This window comes from Paenibacillus sp. BSR1-1, assembly GCF_030403775.1.
Lineage (GTDB): Bacteria > Bacillota > Bacilli > Bacillales > Cytobacillaceae > Neobacillus.
The window spans coordinates 75202-94382 of sequence record NZ_JAQMWQ010000011.1 but is presented as its reverse complement, the minus strand read 5'-3'; the positions used below and the strand labels follow the sequence as shown (position 1 = coordinate 94382).

The 19181-nt window shown below is 40.6% G+C and carries 13 protein-coding genes; 9 read left to right on the top strand and 4 right to left on the bottom strand.

All coding sequences use genetic code 11. The features are described from left to right. Positions 1-118 precede the first annotated feature (118 nt). Complete coding sequence (locus PH210_RS16455; RefSeq protein WP_289987025.1) at positions 119-1570, bottom strand: aminotransferase-like domain-containing protein; 1452 nt, start codon at positions 1568-1570, stop codon at positions 119-121. 374 nt (positions 1571-1944) lie between these two features. On the opposite strand from PH210_RS16455, the gene PH210_RS16450 reads away from it, so the two are divergent. The 4 genes from PH210_RS16450 (at position 1945) to PH210_RS16435 (ending at position 7326) form a co-directional block, all read left to right on the top strand. Continuing rightward, a complete protein-coding gene (locus tag PH210_RS16450) occupies positions 1945-2565 on the top strand; it encodes a LysE/ArgO family amino acid transporter (RefSeq protein WP_289987023.1) in 621 nt (206 codons plus the stop codon). Between the two features lie 237 nt (positions 2566-2802). After that, positions 2803-4353: a flavin monoamine oxidase family protein gene (locus PH210_RS16445; RefSeq protein ID WP_289987021.1), complete on the top strand. Its 1551-nt coding sequence runs from the start codon at positions 2803-2805 to the stop codon at positions 4351-4353. Positions 4354-4491: 138 nt separating this feature from the next. Continuing rightward, entirely contained in the window at positions 4492-5541 is a 1050-nt protein-coding gene (locus PH210_RS16440; RefSeq protein ID WP_289987018.1) for an LLM class flavin-dependent oxidoreductase, read from the top strand. Positions 5542-5694: 153 nt separating this feature from the next. Further along, positions 5695-7326 carry an ATP-binding protein gene (locus PH210_RS16435; protein ID WP_289987017.1) on the top strand — a complete coding sequence of 544 codons (1632 nt, stop codon included), beginning with the start codon at positions 5695-5697 and terminating at the stop codon, positions 7324-7326. A gap of 42 nt (positions 7327-7368) precedes the next feature. On the opposite strand, the gene PH210_RS16430 is transcribed toward PH210_RS16435, so the two are convergent. After that, positions 7369-8706 carry an Ig-like domain-containing protein gene (locus tag PH210_RS16430; protein ID WP_289987011.1) on the bottom strand — a complete coding sequence of 446 codons (1338 nt, stop codon included), beginning with the start codon at positions 8704-8706 and terminating at the stop codon, positions 7369-7371. Positions 8707-8985: 279 nt separating this feature from the next. On the opposite strand from PH210_RS16430, the gene PH210_RS16425 reads away from it, so the two are divergent. The 3 genes from PH210_RS16425 to PH210_RS16415 all read left to right on the top strand — a co-directional run bounded on the left by PH210_RS16425 (position 8986) and on the right by PH210_RS16415 (position 14666). Further along, complete coding sequence (locus PH210_RS16425; protein ID WP_289987009.1) at positions 8986-10740, top strand: L,D-transpeptidase family protein; 1755 nt, start codon at positions 8986-8988, stop codon at positions 10738-10740. 2131 nt (positions 10741-12871) lie between these two features. Continuing rightward, complete coding sequence (locus PH210_RS16420) at positions 12872-14050, top strand: ParM/StbA family protein (RefSeq protein WP_289987008.1); 1179 nt, start codon at positions 12872-12874, stop codon at positions 14048-14050. Between the two features lie 13 nt (positions 14051-14063). Continuing rightward, a complete protein-coding gene (locus tag PH210_RS16415) occupies positions 14064-14666 on the top strand; it encodes a hypothetical protein (protein ID WP_289987007.1) in 603 nt (200 codons plus the stop codon). A gap of 41 nt (positions 14667-14707) precedes the next feature. Here the strand turns inward: PH210_RS16415 and PH210_RS16410 are convergent, their stop codons facing one another. Continuing rightward, positions 14708-14836 (bottom strand): DUF4023 domain-containing protein, encoded by a 129-nt coding sequence (locus PH210_RS16410; RefSeq protein ID WP_289987006.1) that lies wholly within the window; start codon positions 14834-14836, stop codon positions 14708-14710. A 143-nt stretch (positions 14837-14979) separates the two neighbouring features. Here PH210_RS16410 and PH210_RS16405 point away from each other — a divergent pair, with 143 nt between their 5' ends. Both PH210_RS16405 and PH210_RS16400 read left to right on the top strand, forming a co-directional pair. Beyond that, the gene (locus PH210_RS16405) at positions 14980-16557 is read left to right on the top strand and encodes an FMN-binding glutamate synthase family protein (RefSeq protein ID WP_289987005.1); all 1578 of its coding nucleotides are present in this window, start codon (positions 14980-14982) and stop codon (positions 16555-16557) included. An 88-nt stretch (positions 16558-16645) separates the two neighbouring features. Then, positions 16646-17599 carry a phosphotransferase gene (locus PH210_RS16400; protein ID WP_289987004.1) on the top strand — a complete coding sequence of 318 codons (954 nt, stop codon included), beginning with the start codon at positions 16646-16648 and terminating at the stop codon, positions 17597-17599. Between the two features lie 22 nt (positions 17600-17621). On the opposite strand, the gene pepT is transcribed toward PH210_RS16400, so the two are convergent. Continuing rightward, the gene (gene pepT, locus PH210_RS16395; protein ID WP_289987003.1) at positions 17622-18854 is read right to left on the bottom strand and encodes a peptidase T; all 1233 of its coding nucleotides are present in this window, start codon (positions 18852-18854) and stop codon (positions 17622-17624) included. Positions 18855-19181 lie beyond the last annotated feature (327 nt).

Sequence of the window (19181 nt, the reverse complement as noted above, 5' to 3'; positions counted from 1 at the left end):
GATTTTTGTTGAGCACATTTATCGGCAGGAGATTGGGTCATACTAGATAGATAAAGTTGACTAAGACACAAGAGCAGCCGTAATTCCGTTAAGGAATTACGGCTATTTTTTATTAAGTCTATTTTCCATGATGTGAAACAAGCCTTGCTAAAAGGATCAGCCCTTTTTCAAGTTGTTCTATTGAAGCGTAAGAATAGGAAATCCGAAGGTGCTGATAATCAGTTTTTTCATACACGCTTCCTGGATTTAATAAAATCCCTTCTCGAAGGGCTAAATCAAATAGTTTTCGAGTGGAAACTCCTGACTGCAGCTTCAGCCAAATATAAAATCCGCCTTTTGGCTCGCTCCAGGCAGCTACTTTAGAAAAATACTTCTCCAAAATTTGAATAGTGAAATCCCTTCTGAATCTTAATTCAACCCTTAGTTCCGTTAAGAAATCCTCGTACAAACCACTACATAGCCATTTTTCTACAGCATATTGTGAAAGTGAACTTGAGCCGTAATCTGTTTGCATTTTTATATCTGCCAAACGTTCAATGACAGGTTCAGGCCCCACAATCCACCCGATTCGTAAACCAGGGCTCAATGTTTTGGACACACTTCCGATATATAATACATTCCCTTGTGTGTCATGGGCTTTCAAAGGCTTTGGCGGCGGGCTTTCAAACCATAGATCACCATAAACATCGTCCTCAATGATGGGAAGGGACTCTCTTTGACAAACCTTTAGTAATTCCATTCTTCTTCTCTCAGACATTAAAGTGCCTGTTGGATTGTGAAAGTTGGGTATTGTATAAAGCAAAGTCCCATTATGCTGCCGCTTAATACGTCCAATTGAATCACATTTAATCCCCTCATCATCTAAAGGAATCCCAAATAAATTCATACCTGCAGATTGAAATACGTGGACGGAGTTCAAATAGGAAGGTGTTTCATGGAAGATGATCGAACCTCTTTCTAGCAGCCCAATTGATATCAATTGCAGTGCTTGTATCCCTCCAGAAACAATTAAAATTGATTCAGGCGAGGCTTCAATTCCTTTTGATTGTAAATAGTCGCTTACCGTTTTTCGCAAAGATAGACTTCCTTTAGGCTCGATGTATCCAAGTGATAAAGAATGTCCATTTTCAATTTGCAGTATTTTTGTCATCTCTTCGGTTGGTAACAAATCTGGTGAAAGTTCACCCGTTCCAAGCCGAATAAAGTCAGGATTTGCTTCTGCTTTATTGATTTCTTGAATGATCGATATATTGGGCCTATGGATACCTGATTTTACATAACTAATCCAATCTGGCGGGGGTGTTGAGGAAAGCAGGCCCCAGGTATTATTGATCACCCTTGTACCACTTCCGATCTTTGATTCAATGAGTCCATCAGCCGTTAGTTCTTCTAGTGCGATGACAATTGTACTGCGGTTTACTTGAAATAGTTTTGCTAAATTTCTTTGTGGAGGTATTTTAGTCCCTATGGTCCATTCACCGTTCATTATTTTCATTTTCATATAGTTATAGATTTGCAGATGCAATGGAATTGCTGAGTTTTTTTGCGGTTTCCATTCTATTTCAGACATAGGCTATCACCGTTTTTTTCTTTATTAGGCGGTTTTAAACTTGGCTGTTGATTTGCGCTCCAGGCACTTCGCGCACCTTAGGGCGGTCAGGCGAGCCTCCTCGGCGCTTAAGCGCCTGCGGGGTCTCCCCTGCCCCGTCCTCCCGCAGGACATTGATTTACATCCTCGAATCCGCCCACGCACGAAGGAAATGCGATAGCATTTTCGAGGAGTCTTCGTGCCTTCCGCTCCAATCAACAGTTTGAAAAATCAACAATGACCTTTAACACAGCCTATATTTATTATAACCAAATGGTTGGATTAAATCCCATCCAATTGGTTGGAGACATCGAGAACATCCTCCGTTATTCTAAATAGGAATAGGAGGAATTATTGTGGAACCATTCTTTCATGGAATCATATTGGCATTTGGATTAATTTTACCTTTAGGTGTCCAAAATGTATTTGTATTTAATCAAGGAGCGACGCATAAAAAATTCACTAATGCTTTACCTGCCATCTTAACAGCAGGGGTTTGTGATACTATTCTGATTTATATGGCTGTGGCCGGTGTATCCATTATTGTTTTTAGTTTTGAATGGTTAAAGATTTTACTATTTTTAATTGGCTTCCTTTTCTTAGCCTATATGGGATGGGTCATGTGGAAAAGTACATCCAATGTTAGCATTGATCAAGAGCAAAGCCGTTTTTCTGCACGTCATCAGGTTACCTTTGCTGCGTCTGTATCCTTACTTAATCCTCATGCCATAATGGATACTATTGGAGTTATTGGAACTAGCTCAGTGGCTTATACAGGATATGAAAAGTGGATATTTGCTATAGCCTGTATATTGGTGTCTTGGCTTTGGTTCTTCTCCCTAGCAATCATAGGTCGAAAAATGGGCCAAATTGATAGAAATGGGAAGCTCTTAAAACAAATGAATCAAGTTTCCGCCCTGATTATATGGGTTATGGCTATTTATATGTTATTTCAACTGTTCTCCTCCCTGCTGTGAAAAAGGTGCCCTAAGACTAGAGGGCACCTTTGCTATTTCTACACATTGTTTTATTTGATATTTACGGGTTTGTTGCAAAGGTTACTTGTGAACGTTTTTTGTACTAATTTATGAAAAATAAATGAGAAACCAATTTCCTGCCTAAAGCAAATAAAGAAGGTCATGCATATTTTATGGATAGATATTTACTATCGTACGATAGTTTATCGATCAATGTTGCATTGGGAGGGTAGGTTTTTGGCACGAACACCATTAGCAAGTATCCTGCAGAAATCCTTTGCGCTGGCTAGTGCTGAACTGGGAAAACAAACAAGCACTGGACAAGCTATCACATCACAAAAAGCTGCTCCAGAAACACAAAAGAAGCAGGCTATTAAATATAACCATAATGGAAAAAATAATCCGAAAATCGTTATTGTCGGGGCTGGATTGGCGGGCCTCACAGCCGCCTATCGGCTAAAGCAGGAAGGGATCCTATCAACTGTTTATGAAGCAACAGACAGGGTTGGGGGACGATGTTGGACGAGAAGGGGCTTCTTTAAGGACGGGCAAATTGTCGAACGGGGCGGAGAATTAATCGATACGGGTCATAAGGAGATTCAAGAGCTGGCAAAGGAATTTGGCTTGGAATTAGATCATTTAATCAAGTCAGAATCCATGGGCACGAAACCCTTTTACTTCTTTGACCAATCCTCTTATTCTTTTCAAGAAGTTACAAATGACTTTACGAGCATCTTGCCAAAATTGAAAAGGGATCTAGATGAAGTAGGTGAAACGACCCTTTATAATCATTTTACAGAACGTGGATATGAACTGGACCAAATGACAATTGTCGATTATATCAATGAAATTGTCCCTGGCGGAATTGAATCGAAATTTGGGAAATTACTAGAGGTTGCCTATACCCTTGAATTTGGGGCGGATGCTAATTCGCAGAGCGCATTAAATCTTCTATATTTACTAGGATTTTCTCAAAAAGATCAATTTCAAATGTATGGCGACTCTGATGAATGCTTTCATATTAGGGGTGGTAATGATCAGCTCCCCGCAATGCTCGCAAAAAGTTTAGATGATGGGCAAATTCAATTTCATTCCCAGCTGGTAAAGATTGAACAATTTGCTGAAAATGAAATCAAGCTTGTTTTTCGAAATGGCGAAAAGGAATGGGAGGTTGTGGCGGATAAAGTGATTCTAGCTATTCCTTTTAAAATTTTAAAAACAATAGATTTTGAGAATGCCAGTTTTCGAAAGTTAAAAAAACTAGCAATTGACGAGCTTGGAATGGGAGTCAACACGAAGCTCCATGTGCAATTTGTCGAACGGTTCTGGAATGATATCGGCAATAATGGTGAGACTTTTACGGATACTGGCTATCAGCAGACGTTTGAGTCAACCAGGGCACAGCAAGGTAATTCCGGCATATTGGTTAATTTTACAGGCGGTGAAACAGCGGCCAAGCAGTTTGCTTTAACTGAGGCGGAAATAAATGAGACTACGAAGCAATTTTTGGACAAGTTAAACCTTGTTTTGCCGGGAAGTGTCAGCAATTGGAATGGCTTAGCGACTGTTGATCACTGGCTTAGCAATCAATGGACCAAGGGTTCTTATTCGTATTGGAAGGTTGGCCAATATACGAAGTTTGCCGGCATTATAGGGGAACGTGAAGGCAATATATTCTTTGCTGGAGAGCACACATCCATTCATTATGCTGGTTATTTAAACGGAGCAGTTGAGACAGGGGAAAGGGCAGCGCGAGAAGTCATTAGTGATATCTTTAATAAGGAGTAATATAGGGAAGGAGTACCATCCAGATTTAGGGTACTCCTTTTTTATATTTGCGGCGGGTCATTCAAGAAACTTGAATTTAGCGGTGGAAAGTCTCAAAATAAAGATATTATTTTTTGATGGAAATTGGAGGAATATTCAGTGGAGATAGGTATAAGTACCTTTGTAGAAACAACGCCGGATGTAAAGACTGGCGAAGTGATTAGTCATGCTCAGCGAATCCGGGAAGTGGTGGAGGAAATTGTCCTTGCTGATCAGGTAGGGTTGGATGTTTTTGGTGTTGGTGAACACCATCGCGAAGATTTCGCGGCTTCTTCTCCGGCAGTGGTGCTTGCAGGAGCGGCATCACAGACAAAAAGGATTAGGCTGACAAGTGCGGTAACAGTGCTATCTTCGGCAGACCCAGTCCGTGTTTTCCAGGATTTTTCTACTCTGGACGCTATTTCAAACGGCAGGGCAGAAATTATGGCGGGGCGCGGGTCATTTATCGAATCCTTTCCATTGTTTGGTTATGATTTGCAAGATTACGATGAACTGTTTGAAGAGAAGCTGGAGTTATTGTTGAAAATTCAGGAATCTGAAAAAGTAACTTGGAGAGGCGGACACCGCCCGGCGATTAACAATCTGGGAGTGTATCCAAGACCAGTACAAAATCCCCTTCCTGTTTGGATTGGAAGCGGCGGCAATACCCAATCTGTCATTCGGGCAGGAATGCTTGGACTGCCGCTTGTTTTAGCCATTATTGGAGGCAGTCCAATGCAATTTGCACCCCTCGTTAAGCTTTATAAGCGAGCGGCAGCGCAAGCCGGACACGATGTATCTAAGCTGCCGGTTGCGTCACATTCACATGGTTTCGTTGCTGAGGATACCGAAACAGCAGCGGACAAATTTTTCCCTCCTACCCAGCAGGTCATGAACGTGCTTGGACGGGAGCGCGGCTGGGGTCATTACAGCCGTGCAAGCTTTGATGCAGCACGAAGCTTTGAAGGAGCGCTATACGTTGGGGATTCAAAGACAGTGGCAGAGAAAATTATTCACCTACGCAAGAACGTAGGAATTACTCGTTTTATGCTTCACGTACCGGTAGGGTCCATGCCGCATGAAGATGTTATGAAAGCTATTGAGCTTCTTGGGACAGAGGTGGCGCCGCAAGTTCGGGAGGAAATTTCACGTTGGGAAGCGAAACAGTAAGCCCTAGTTGGGCCAGACCATAGTCTTTTCATTGTTCCAACAAACAGGAGTTAATTTATTAAAAATTTGTTTAATGTCAATTGTTAACAAAAGGATTCTCCTTCAGGGCTGTCGAATTTTCACCTTATGAAGCTTCTGAAAGGACTATTATCTATGTGCAAAAAGCATGTGAATGACTTACCATTTTATAGAAAAATTCTATTACTTTCTTTTCTTATCACCTTTGTGGCAGTTGTATCGACGGCGGGGTTTACATTCTTTTATGAATCGAAGCAGCTAACGAATCAGTTAACAGATCGGGCCAGAGGCGTTGCCAGTCTTTGGGGTGTCACGATCCCAGCTGAGGAAGTGGAAAAAGCAATTGACTCCCAAGATCCTAAAGCTCCATCTATACAAAGGTTGAATTACTCAGTCGGCTTGATTCAAACAAGAAACGCTAAATATCTAGAAGGATATATCATGGAAGCAAAGATAGAAAAAGGGAATGAATTGGAATTTTTAGCAGTTTCAAAAGCAGATCAAACCTCTGAGATTAACAGCTTTAGCAAGTATAAAGCAGGCAAAGAATTTCTTATGGCCTTTAAACTTGCCATTTCCGAAAAAAAGGTAACAAGCAGCGGTCATTATCATGATCGTTATGGTGGATGGATTACTGCCTTCCAGCCTATTTTAGATAACGATGGGAAAGTGATTGCAGTATTAGCAGTAGATGTTGATGCTTCGACCATCGACCACTTTAAAAGGAAAATCGGGTTGTATTTATTATCTTCACTGTTAATTATCACAATGTTGATTTATTTTATATTGAGATGGGGGCTAAGCAAAGTTTTGAAGCCCGTACATGAAATCATTTCCGGAATCGATGCAGTGAGTTCAGGTAATTTTGATGTTAAGGTTGGGATATCAAATCAGTCTGACATGGGGAAATTAGGAAAAAACTTTAACCATATGACCGCACAGTTGACGGAACTGTTTGAACGGCTTTCAGATACTTATAGAGAATTTGGCTCAATACCGGAAAATATCGGCAATGTCCATCGTGTAGAAGAAGCCATAAGTGAAATGGAAAAAATTATTGCTAAAACAAAAATCCAAAAGGAATTACAGCGGGCTGAAAAAATGAATGCAATTGGGCAGCTTGCGGCCTCAGTTGCTCATGAAATCCGTAATCCTATGACGGTTGTGAGAGGTTTTTTGCAAATTTTTTTATCACATGAAAAATTGAGTGAAGCTGAATTGTCTTATATTCAATTAATGCTTGATGAGATAAACAGGGCTGAGAAAATTATTAATGAATATTTGTCGCTTGCAAAACCGGATCTCGATCATATTGAGATGGTAAATATAACGGATGTGGTCATAAAAGTATCTGATTTAATGAACACCTTTGCCTTTATGTCGAAAAACATTTCTTTGAAAACCAATTTGGATGAAGCAGTGCTTGTTAGAGGTAATAAAAGTGAATTAAAGCAAGTGGTCATTAATATTGTCAAGAATGGTATTGAAGCCATGCGATCAGGCGGTACCTTATCCATTAACGTTAAGAGTTTTAAAACCTATGGATTGATAGAAATAAAAGATACCGGTATTGGAATGTCAGCTGAGGAAATGGAACGACTAGGGACGGCTTTTTATTCATTAAAGGAAAAAGGAACGGGTATCGGGCTAATGGTTTGTTATCAAATCGTGGAAAGAATGAAAGGCAAAATTGAAGTGGAAAGTGAAAAAGGGGAAGGAACAACCTTTAGGGTATACATTCCATTATGGGTAGAAGGAAATCTATAAAGCAAAGGCTGTCAGTTTCGACAGCCTTTGTTAGTTTATTTATTATTTTCTCCAGGCACCATCCGGTCCTAGTCTGTATTTTCCAATCCATGTATTATAAGCCATTGCCCCGTTTGGATAGAGGTAATACCATTTGCCGCCTGTATAGACCCAGCCCGTTTGCATTACGCCGTTAGCCGCTAAGAAATACCAATTGCTGCCCCATTTCAGCCAGCCCGTTTTCATCGCTCCGCTTCCAGTCAGGTAATACCAGGTATCCCCTAATTTGATCCAGCCTGTTTGCATTTCTCCATTTGAATTGAAATAGTACCATGGGCCATTAATTTTACTCCATCCCGTTACTTTTCCCCCTGAAGGCAGATAATAAGACCATTTCCCATCAACTAAATCCCATCCCAGTTTTACAGTCAGCGTGATTTGATCTTTTGTTGTGGAATTTTGTGCAATGTCTTGGGCAGTGAGAGAAACCGTATAATCGTCTTTTTCTAAATTCGTTAATGGAATTGAGAAATTTCCATCGTCTTTTAAACTAACAGAATTGGAATCGTAGATATTTCCGTTTTTCTTCTTTATGACATAAGACAATTTTAAATATTTATTTACATCATAAGGTACTCCATATTGATTAGCTAAGGACTTATAATCTATAAATTTATCAGTAACTGTACCCGTTAAATTATAGGCTGCGCCTGTGGCAGCATGCTGGCTCTCGATGTTAATGACAGGTTTTGTCCTTTTCACAAAAATTGGGTAGAGATTCACTCCGTTGGCGGAGTCATCGCCCCCATCATCCTTAAGGGACTCGATTCTGAATGCATAAAGTCCATCGGGCAATGTTCGCTTTTCGTAAATATCCGGATGGTAATCAAAATATTGCCCATTAAATACACTTGTATGAATGCCAGCTGGATCAGACCCATCTCCATCTCCATCTTCATCTGAATAATAAACATCCCCGAGCATGCCGAATTCATCGAGGCCAGAAGCAGGATTGGATAAATTAAAAACGTAGATAGTGGTAAAGTTGCGGTCCATTTTATTCTCATACGTTATGACTGCTGTGTCCCCTCTGCCATCACCATCTGGGGAAATGGCACTATTACTGACGGAGAACATTTTAAATACATCATTTTCTTGGATTGGGTCTGTTGGAACAGGAGCGATTGGCAGCGGTCCCCCTATGATAGGCGGAATCAAGGATGTGGTTACTTTTTCTAGACGATGTTTGGCAGATCGTTCTTTAAGGATGGAAGACAGAGGGCGGTTTTCCTTCAGCCCATCAAGCTTAGATGCCGCAGACGCAGCGGGCGCAAATAGAGGGAATACTAATGTCATAGATAAGAAACTACTTAAAACCAAATGGGGTTTTCTCTTTTTCAAAGGACATCCTCCTTTAGCACTAAATAATATGTAACTTTATCATGGTAAAAGATAGGTGTAAATAAATACCATACAACATATTTTTTAACGTAAATAGACATAGTTTGAAGAGTTAGATGGTGACTATTTTTTAAAAGGTATTGTCGAGAGATTAAAAGACTATTATTCTAACTATTTAGAAAAATTACTAAAATATTACAAGTTTCTCACCAAATTGTGACAAAAATCTCTCGTTTGACATGTTATTTTAATAATAATTACATAAATGGGGAGAGAAATATGATAAAAAAACTATCGATTGTTTTTGTGTTCCTACTAAGTATCTTGTTATTTAATGGCCAAGCAGACGCAGCAAGTTCTCAGTTGATCATTATTAACAAAAAGACTAACACTCTAGCATTTTATAATGCTGGCAAGTTAGTCAAAACCTATAGTGTTGCAACAGGGAGATCAAGAGATTTAACTCCTGAGGGCACATTTAGGATTGTAAATAAGATTAAAAATCGTCCCTACTATACAAAAAATATTCCTGGGGGCGACCCGCGCAATCCGTTAGGTGACCGTTGGATGGGGCTAGAGGCAAGGGGAACATATGGTACAACGTATGGGATTCATGGAAATGCTAATGAAAGCTCAATTGGTAAATACGTAAGCTCGGGCTGCGTGCGCATGCATAATACCGAGATCCGTTCGTTGTTTGACCAAGTCCAATTGTACACTCCGGTAATCATTACTTACTCAAGCAGCAGCTTTGACGCAATTGCAAAAGCAAATGGTTTTTCAATGAATACAGATGGCTGGGTGCTATCAGGCGGTAAATGGTACTACTATGTTAAAGGAGTTGCCCAAAAAGGCTGGCAGAACTTAAATAGCAAGTGGTACTATTTTGATGACTCTGGGGTAATGAAGACAGGATGGCTTGCTTATAAGGGCCAGTGGTATTATTTCGATAAATCTGGTGCAATGAAAACCGGATGGGTCAATGATAATGCAAAGTGGTATTATCTAGACAAATCGGGAGCCATGCAAACGGGCTGGCTGACATACGGCGGCAAGAAATATTTCCTTGAACAATCGGGCGCGATGAAAACCGGCTGGCTATTATCCGGTAATGATTGGTATTACTTCATGTCTGATGGTTCAATGAGAACCGGCTGGTTCCAAGTTAAAGGAATTTGGTATTACTTCGAAGTCAGTGGAATCATGAAAACGGGCTGGCTAGACCTTTCTGGACAGAAATACTTCCTCAAGAGTGATGGCGGGATGGTTATAGGCTGGAAGGAAATTGAAGGGAAATGGTATTTCTTCAACAATAAGGGTCTAATGGCTGCCAATACGGTGGTTCAGGGTTATAAACTAGGTGCAGACGGTGCCTGGATCCAAGTTGAGTATGTTGCTTTAGGAGATTCCTTAGCGGCAGGTATGACTCCACAGGGAGTAGATCGACCTGTGGTAGACGGAAAGGATCCGGATTGGGGATATCCAAATTATATTGCAGAAAACTTTGCAAAAGCTTATCAATTGCTTGATTTTAATAACCTTGGTGTTTCAGGATATACAACTGATGATGTGATCGCTCAATTAAGTAATCCAGATGTTCAAAAAGAAATAAAAGAAGCTACACACGTTACAATTGATATTGGCGCGAATGACCTGCTTAAAGCTCTTCCAGGCATTCAGGCAGACCCAACAAAAGCGCCTGCGGCAATTGGAACTGTTGCTGCTAAGATAAACGCCATTCTAGGCACAATTGATCAACTGAATCCAAATGTAAAAGTTTATGTAATGGGCTACTATAACCCATTCCCATATGAAACGGACCCAACTAAAATTGCACAATTAAATCAATTATTAACAGCGTTTAATGGCCAAATACAAGCACAGGCTTCAGCCCATGGCGATACATTCGTCCCAACGGCACAAGTGATAAATGTAGCCAATTTTGCAGAATACATTACAAATCCATTAAACATTCACCTAAGCCTTGCTGGCTATCAAGTGGTGGCTGGGGAGTTTTGGAAAGCAATAGACTAATAGAAAAATAATTTCAATTAACAAGGCACCCTCCACAAAGGGTGTCTTTATTTTATTGTGCTTATCGAAACTAACTGGCGAAATGGCAGTATTAATGGATTATGGTGTCCACTATATTATACTATAGTTTAAAGATTACGACAGGCTGTATTGACTATCAACGCACCAGTGGCAAATAAAGAAGTGATAATTTTAGAACCTGCAAAAGTTAATTGGTATAGTTATTGGGATTTTGTTGGATGAGAGTAGAGAGAATAACGTTCTTTGTTTCCTAATGTAGATGGTGCTTTAGGTTTTTTATTTTTTTGCGTAGACAAATACGTTTACTTGTTTACTTTGTTGTATACATGATGTTTACAAATGTGTAGACAAGTACACAAATCCGTAGACATCTAGTAATGACACTATGTATACAGGTTTGTCCTATTTGTTTACGAATTTGTATACTAAATCATAACGAACGGAAAGGTATATTTTTGGTATCAATTAATTCTACAATGGATTTTTTAAATTTGGTGCAATTAATTAAGTAATCCAGATGTTCAAAAGAAATAAAAGAAGCTACTCACGTTACAATTGATATTGGTGCGAATAACCTGCTTGCAACGTTTCCAGCCATTCAGGCTTACCCAACAAGAGCACCGACAGCAATTGTGGGACTATTGCTGCAAAGATAAACGCAATTCTGGGCACAGTTGATCAGCTGAATCCAAATGTAAAAGTTTATGTAATGGGCTACTATGACCCATTCCTATGTGCCCCACAAGCACTGCAAGATCAATTAGCTCCATTATTAACAGCCTTTTATGGCCAAATTCGAGTAAAGGTGCAGCTCATGGCGATACATTCGTCCCAACTGCACAAGTGATAAATGTAGCTGATATTGCAGTCTATGTACCAAATCCTTCGAACACCCACCTTAGCCTTGCTGGCTATCATGTAGTGGCAGGGGGGTGGGAAAGTGATAGACTAATAGAAAAATAATAATATTAATTAACAAGGCGCCCATGACAACAAGTATATTTATTTTATTGTGCCTATCCAAACTAACTGGCGAAATGGCGGTATTAACGGATTATTGTAATGTAGATGGTACTTTAGGTTTTTACTTTTATTTCGTAAACAAATCCGTTTACTCGTTTACATGGTTGTATACTTGATGTTTACAAATGTGTACACAAGTAAACGTTTTGGTAAACATATTTGCAAACAAGTACACGAATACGTAGACATCTGTAACATTATGTATACAGGTTTGTCATCTATGTTTACGAACCTGTATACTAAATCGTCACGAACGTAAAAGTATTTTATATGGGGAGATTAATACTACCATGACTATTAAAAAATTCGGCGCAAACACAGCCTGGAATATTCATATATAAAGGTTTTAGGAGATCCCTTTTTGGCAGGGACACTTCCAATGGAGAATATAGTAGGAAGTAACTGATGGTACTCAGAAAAAGCAGAACTCAGGGATTATTATAATGAATCAATTTCTTAACTCGTTTTGCTCTTTTCGTAAACTTTTTGCTTTTGGAACTTATTAAAAGCTATTAGCAAAGTCGCTAGACACTTTTTGCAAATGTTCTTATAAAAAGATGCCACGAAGAATCTTGTAAGCGGCGGGTTGATGAACTTATACGAAAATCAACAATCTTTGTGAAAAGAAGCTTTAAGAAAGGATCTATGTTTCTCAATGAACAATCATGAAGTTATACGAATAGTATTTCTTTGTGTCAACTTTAACTGTTGCCAAACAGGAGTTGAACCACTTATATCAAAAGTACTAGTAGTCTAGTTTTTTAAGGCGATTCCTAATGTGTACAAAAATGCATACATGTTTACGTGATTGTTTACAATGGATGTATACGTGTAAACGTAAATGTATACATGTATACGAAAATGAATACTTCCCGTGGTTTAGCGTTGTATACACTATTGTAATCAATGTTTACAAAAATGTTTACATCTCTGCTGGTGTTTACAAAATGTTTACTTCTTTACACTTGTATTTCGTTTCTGTTGGACTATTGAAGAATCTATTAATCTCCTATAATCTATTAGTATGTAATAGTTTTACATATCTTAATTTGAATCTAAATCTATTAAAGAAAAAGGAATGATGTATATGACAAAGTCCAGAATTGCTGCCATTGATGTAGGTAATGACTCCATAAAAGCTATTTTCGGGGAATTAGAGTATGAATTAAATATTCCTAATATTATTGCAAGGGACACTGAGGATCGTCCTGTAATTGGGATCGAAGAACTTGATAACAAAAATCCGTTAGACGGAATCCACGTTAAAATCCACTCCCCTGCCTTAAAAGAAAATAACGTAATCTATCGTGTCGGTAATTTAGCCACTAAAAGTAATAATGCTACCGAATTAGACCCGGGCAGCAGCAAGTCAGAAGAAGACCAAACCTTAATTATGTTATTTACAACATTAGCGTTAGATGCAGTAAAAGATGATGCCACTTTTCTAAAGACAAAGAATATCATTGATGCCAATTATACATTAGGTACTGGTCTCCCCCTTCGCGAAGTAAAGGAAGGAAAAGATGCAGGATATCGTTCGAAATTAATGGGCTCTGTCCATCAAGTTGAATTTTTAGTAACTCCAAAATACCAGGGCTTAAAGGTGAACCTTAAGTTCAATGAAGTAAAGGTCTATCCGGAAGGATTTGCAGCTTACATTAACCTTGTGATGGATAATAACTTAAAAATTATCAATAAGGACTTAATTGATAGACGCATTCTCATTCAAGATATCGGTGGTTTATCAACAGATATTGCTGTCATTAAAAATCGAAATGTTGATGATGATAAAGCACAGGGCTTTAACCTAGGTGTTTCAGAATCATTGGAAGCCATTCGTGAGGAAATCAGAACGAAGCACGGCGTTGAACTGGATAGCCGCCGTGACGTGGTCGAAATCATCACACGAAAGAATGACCGAAACCACATTATGGTAAAAGGAAGCAGAACAAGTGTCCATGATATTACTGATCGAATTCTGCTTGATTTAGCCAAAAAACAGTATCGTTTATTACGAAATGTATGGTCAAAGAACTCACAAACGGAAATCTGCTACTTTGTAGGCGGCGGAGCTCATGTATTGAAGGATTATATTAAAACATTAAATAATAATCTCGACGGATATAATCTGGAATTCTTTGAAGATGATAAAGAAAGTATTTGGATGATGGCAAATGCCTATTATAAACTCATTATGGATTTTGCCAGAAAAACGGAGAAACAAAATATTGTTAAACAACCACAACCACAACCTGTAAAAAGCTAAATAAGGTGATGAAATGAAAAAGGCTGCGACTAATGATATAACAAGGGGCCAGGCAATATCCTTCCGGGTCCCTTCCGATACACCTGACCATATTGTCAAGCATCTTCAAAAATTGAAGGAAACCGAGCGCAGAAATTTTTCAAGTAAAATTGCGGAATTCGTCATGCAGGGAGTCAGCAGTTCGGTTTCACGAGAAAAGGAAACCATTACGATTCCCCTCCCCCAGAGGCTGACGAAAGCACAGCGGGATTGGCTAAAGCATGAGCACTCTGAGGCATTGCTTGGGAGTATCCTTTTTCAACTGATTTCTGACCCAGTTCGTGCAACCTCTCTTTTAGCATCTTTAAATAGTAAATCTTTAGATATAGATGAGGCTTTATACCTTCAGGAGAAAGTATTTCCTGAGGAACTTTCTGCTAGCTATAAAGAGGTGGCTGCCGGGAATGGGGAGGATACTGTCCCTATTGATCTAAATGATTTAGAGGACGATTTAGATGGGTTTGATTGGGATAGGGCGGAAAAAGTGCAGCCGGCCATTACAGAAGTGGTTGACGGTGAAGGAAAAGATGAAGTAGAGGACCTGCTTGGCGGGTTTTTGGCGAATATGAATAAATAAGAAAAACAAGCCATGATATTAAATGTCATGGCTTGTTTCCATTAATGGCTATGGTTCGGCAATTTTTTGGCAGGGCGATTATCCCCTTGATGTTCTTTATTTTTTCTGTCCTTTTCCTGCCTTTCACGCAGATCCTCGACAAATTCATGTGTACTTTTGTTATTATCCATTCCGCAACCCTCCTTAAGTTTAGAACAATGGTTAATGTAACCATTCCACAATAAAAACATACAATTTCCCCCTTCCTTCGCAGATATTGGATTTAAAATTTACTCACCGTACATAAGTATTAAAGAATGGAGGAGGAGTTTGGATGTTAATAACGATTCTGATCATTCTATTGATTGTATTTATTGGCGGCCCGCTTTGCTTTTTCTTCTGGCTGCGCAACTTGGCAAAAAAGCCCCAGCATTCCATTATCAGGGCCTATCCCTATTTTGGCTGGATACGTTATGTTCTCGAAATGATGGGACCGAAGCTGCGGCAATACTGGTTTGACAGTGATAATGGGACGGGACCGTTTTCACGCGCCGATTATTTAGGGATTGTTTTTTCAGCGAAATACCGCAGTGACCTGTTGAGCTTTGGCTCCAAGCGGGATTTTGAGCAGCCCGGTTACTTTATCGCTAACGAGATATTTCCGCTCTTAAATGATGAATTAAAGGTTGATAATCAGGAAAAGGTCCATGCCATGAAATATAAAATAGACCATGAGGGATTGTTCACCCGGCGAGAGCACCTTGAAGAGGATGAAATTACTCGTTGGCTTTTTCATGAGGAGGATACAATTGTCGTCGGCCGGGACCGCAGGGAACCCTGGAGGCTGCGCGGGCCTTTTGGTGCCTCAGCAACCTCTTACGGCTCTGTTGGAGAACACTACATTCTTTCGACGGGCCATGGCAGCAGAATGGCAGGCGGTTCATGGATCAATACCGGTGAAGGAGGAGTGGCGCCGGAGCATCTTGAAAGCGGCGCCGATGTCGTTTCCCAAATTGGTCCCGGTTTATTTGGATATCGTGATGCTGAAGGGCGCTTTTCACTTGCTGAATTCAAGACGAAGGCAGCAGAGCCAATGATTAAAGCTTTTGAGCTGAAGTTCGGCCAAGGGGCAAAAATCCGCGGCGGCCATCTTGAGGGGGCAAAGGTCACAGCAAAGGTTGCTCGAATTAGAAAGGTTCGAGAAGGCCAAACAATCAATTCGCCGAATCGCTTTTCTTTTTTGCGAAATGCAGCGGAAGCATTGCAATTTATCAAAACACTGCAAGAAGAAGGCGGAAAACCCGTTGGAATGAAAATCGTGGTGGGCCATCACTCGAAACTGGATGAATTATTCGAAACGATGAATCGACTGCAGATTTATCCTGATTTTATTACGGTTGATGGCGGTGAGGGCGGTACAGGTGCGACCTTTAAATCGATGGCAGACTCGATGGGCCTCCCCCTTTATCCTGCTTTGATTGCAGTCGTCGATAAAGCTTATGTGTATGGGGTACGCCGTAAGGTCAAGATTTTTGCGTCAGGAAAGTTAATTTCGGCTGATAAAATAGCAATTGCTTTGGGGATCGGTGCTGATGCGGTGAACTCTGCCCGCGGCTTTATGATTGCGAACGGCTGCATTATGGCCCTGCAGTGCCATACCGGTAAATGTCCGGCAGGTGTTACGACGACGGACCCGAAACATCAGGAAGCATTGGTGCCAGAAGAAAAGAAGTGGCGTGTGATGAACTATATTATTAATGTCCGCCAGGGACTGTTTGCTTTAGCGGCTGCCTGCGGCATTGATACACCAAAGAAATTTACCCGTGACCATATAGTTTTTAAAGCTAGTGATGGTCAGGTGAAGAGGCTGTCTGAGTTTTTTCCCCTGCCTGAATCGGAAAACTTGCGATGATTTAGAGTTAGCATTATATTCATAGTGGAAACTTTTTCTATAAAAGTAAATCTATTATCCTACTAATCTAGACTAGGTGGTGGGACCTTTGAGGCTGCCGAATGATATTGTTCTCGAAAACGGTTTGTTAAATGAAAAGTTGATTATGAAAAGGGAAATTCTTTATAAGGGCATGAATGGAAGATTTGTCGAACGATTTTATTTGTCAGAGGCGGAAAGTTATATTTTTAAGCCGCTGACCAATAACGATCAATTAGGTAAGGAAGCGTGGATCCATGAACAGGTGCTCCCCCATTTCCCTGCTATTTTCCCTAAAATACTCTCTTATTCAAAAAGTGATAATCCGGAATTGAGCTGGATGATACTGGAAGATGCCGGCCGGCTTACGCATAAATTTAATGAGGGAACCGTGTTGGGCGTTGTCAAGTGGGTGGCTTGGTGGCATTCCCTCCCTGTGGGAAAGCTGGGGGATCTACCGGTTAAAGGGCTGAAGCCGCAGATTGGTAAAATTGTTGCAGAAATTTGTGATAGGCGGGAGTCGTTTTATCAAATACTGCCCCAATTACAGATTGACGAAAAACTTATACAACATATTTATGCTTTGCTCGGCGAGGTGGAATTTTCAACGCATCAGGTTTTGTCACATGGGGATTTACATGTCGGAAACTACGCCCTCGTGGATAATAAAATGATGATATTGGATTGGGAGCATACGCACCTTAATACGCCATACTGGGATTTGTATCATGTTTTGGATATGTCTCATCCCCTTTTTCCAAGGACGATTACGAGTGAATTTCGCGACCTGATTTTAAAATCGTATCTTAGCCAAGTAGAATTAGAGATTAATGACGATGACTTTATGAAGGAGTACTATTTGTTCGCGGCGGCTTTTTCCATTTGGATGCTCCTGCTGATCCAAAAGGACTTACAGAATAACGGCGGAAAGTGGTCGGTGGAACAGCTGATTACACAGCGGGAAGAGACGGCCTGCAGTCTGCGGCAGTGTGGTGCTGCTCTCTTTTCCACAGAAAAAAGCTAACCATGAGGGTTAGCTTTTTTGATTATGCTTTTTGCTCGGTAAGTTTGATGATTTCAATCACGGTGTTAGTGGCTTTAATCATGTTATCAACGGAAATAAATTCATATTTGCCGTGGAAGTTTTCGCCGCCGGTAAAAATATTCGGCGTTGGCAGTCCCATGTAGGATAATTGGGAGCCATCAGTGCCGCCGCGAATTGGCTTCGTGATCGGTGTAATGTCCAGATTCACCATTGCCTGGTGAGCGATGTCGACAATTTCTTTCACTGGTTCGATTTTCTCTCTCATGTTGTAATATTGGTCTTTTAATTCTAGCTTGATGGAGTCTGTGCCATATTTTGCTTGTAGGTCGGCAACAATTTTTTCCATCGTTGCTTTTCTTTCGTTGAATTTTCCCTTGTCATGATCCCTGATAATATAGTGAAGCTTCGTTTGCTCAACCTCGCCATTAAAAGAGATTAAGTGGTAGAAGCCTTCGTATCCCTCGGTATGCTCAGGGGCTTCTTGTGTAGGAAGTTTACTATGTAATTCCATGGCAATTTTCATGGAGTTGACCATTTTGTCCTTGGCCGAGCCAGGGTGAATATTCGTTCCTTGGACAGTAATTTTAGCGGCAGCTGCATTGAAGCTTTCGAACTCCAGCTCCCCTAGCGGACCTCCGTCAACGGTATAAGCATAGCTGGCATTGAAGGCCGCAACGTCAAACTTATGAGGTCCCCTGCCAATCTCTTCATCTGGTGTGAACGCAACGCGGACCCTGCCGTGCTTGATTTCCGGATGCTTAATTAAGTAAGCCATCGCCGTCATAATTTCGGTGACGCCCGCTTTATTGTCCGCTCCAAGGAGAGTCGTGCCGTCCGTGGTGATTAGGGTGTGGCCCTTATAGTATTGAAGACTTGGGAAATCCTTAGGTGACATGATTACTTTTATTGCTTCATTAAGGACGATTTCTTGGCCGTCATAGTTTTCCACGATTTGCGGTTTTACGTTTTTACCAGTAAAATCAGTTGCGGTATCGACATGGGCAAGGAAGCCGATGGTTGGGACTTGCTTTTCTGTGTTGGATGGCAGGGTCGCCATCAGGTAGCCATTCTCATCAAGCGTGATTTCTTCCATCCCAATTGCTTTTAATTCATCTTCGAGCATGCGAAGCAGTGTCCATTGACCTTCTGTTGATGGACAAGTTTCACTACTTTCATCAGATTGAGTGTCAACTTTTACGTAGGAAGTAAATCTTTCAATTAATTCGTTTTTCACTATTGCTACACTCCCTTTATAGGTTTTTGTACATGAGTATCATATCATTTTGTGGGAACGGTTACACATTTTAAGGGAGGGGCGGAATTTAATTATCGGATAGCGTGCCCCAATCAGCGGATAAGGCGAGTCAATTGGCGGATAACGTCCGCCAATCATCAAAAAGCAAACTCAATTATCGGATAGCGTGCCCCAATCAGCGGATAAGGCGAGTCAATTGGCGGATAACGTCCGCCAATCATCAAAAGGCAAACTCAATTATCGGATAGCGTGCCCCAATCAGCGGATAAGGCGAGTCAATTGGCGGATAACGCCTTCCAATCATCA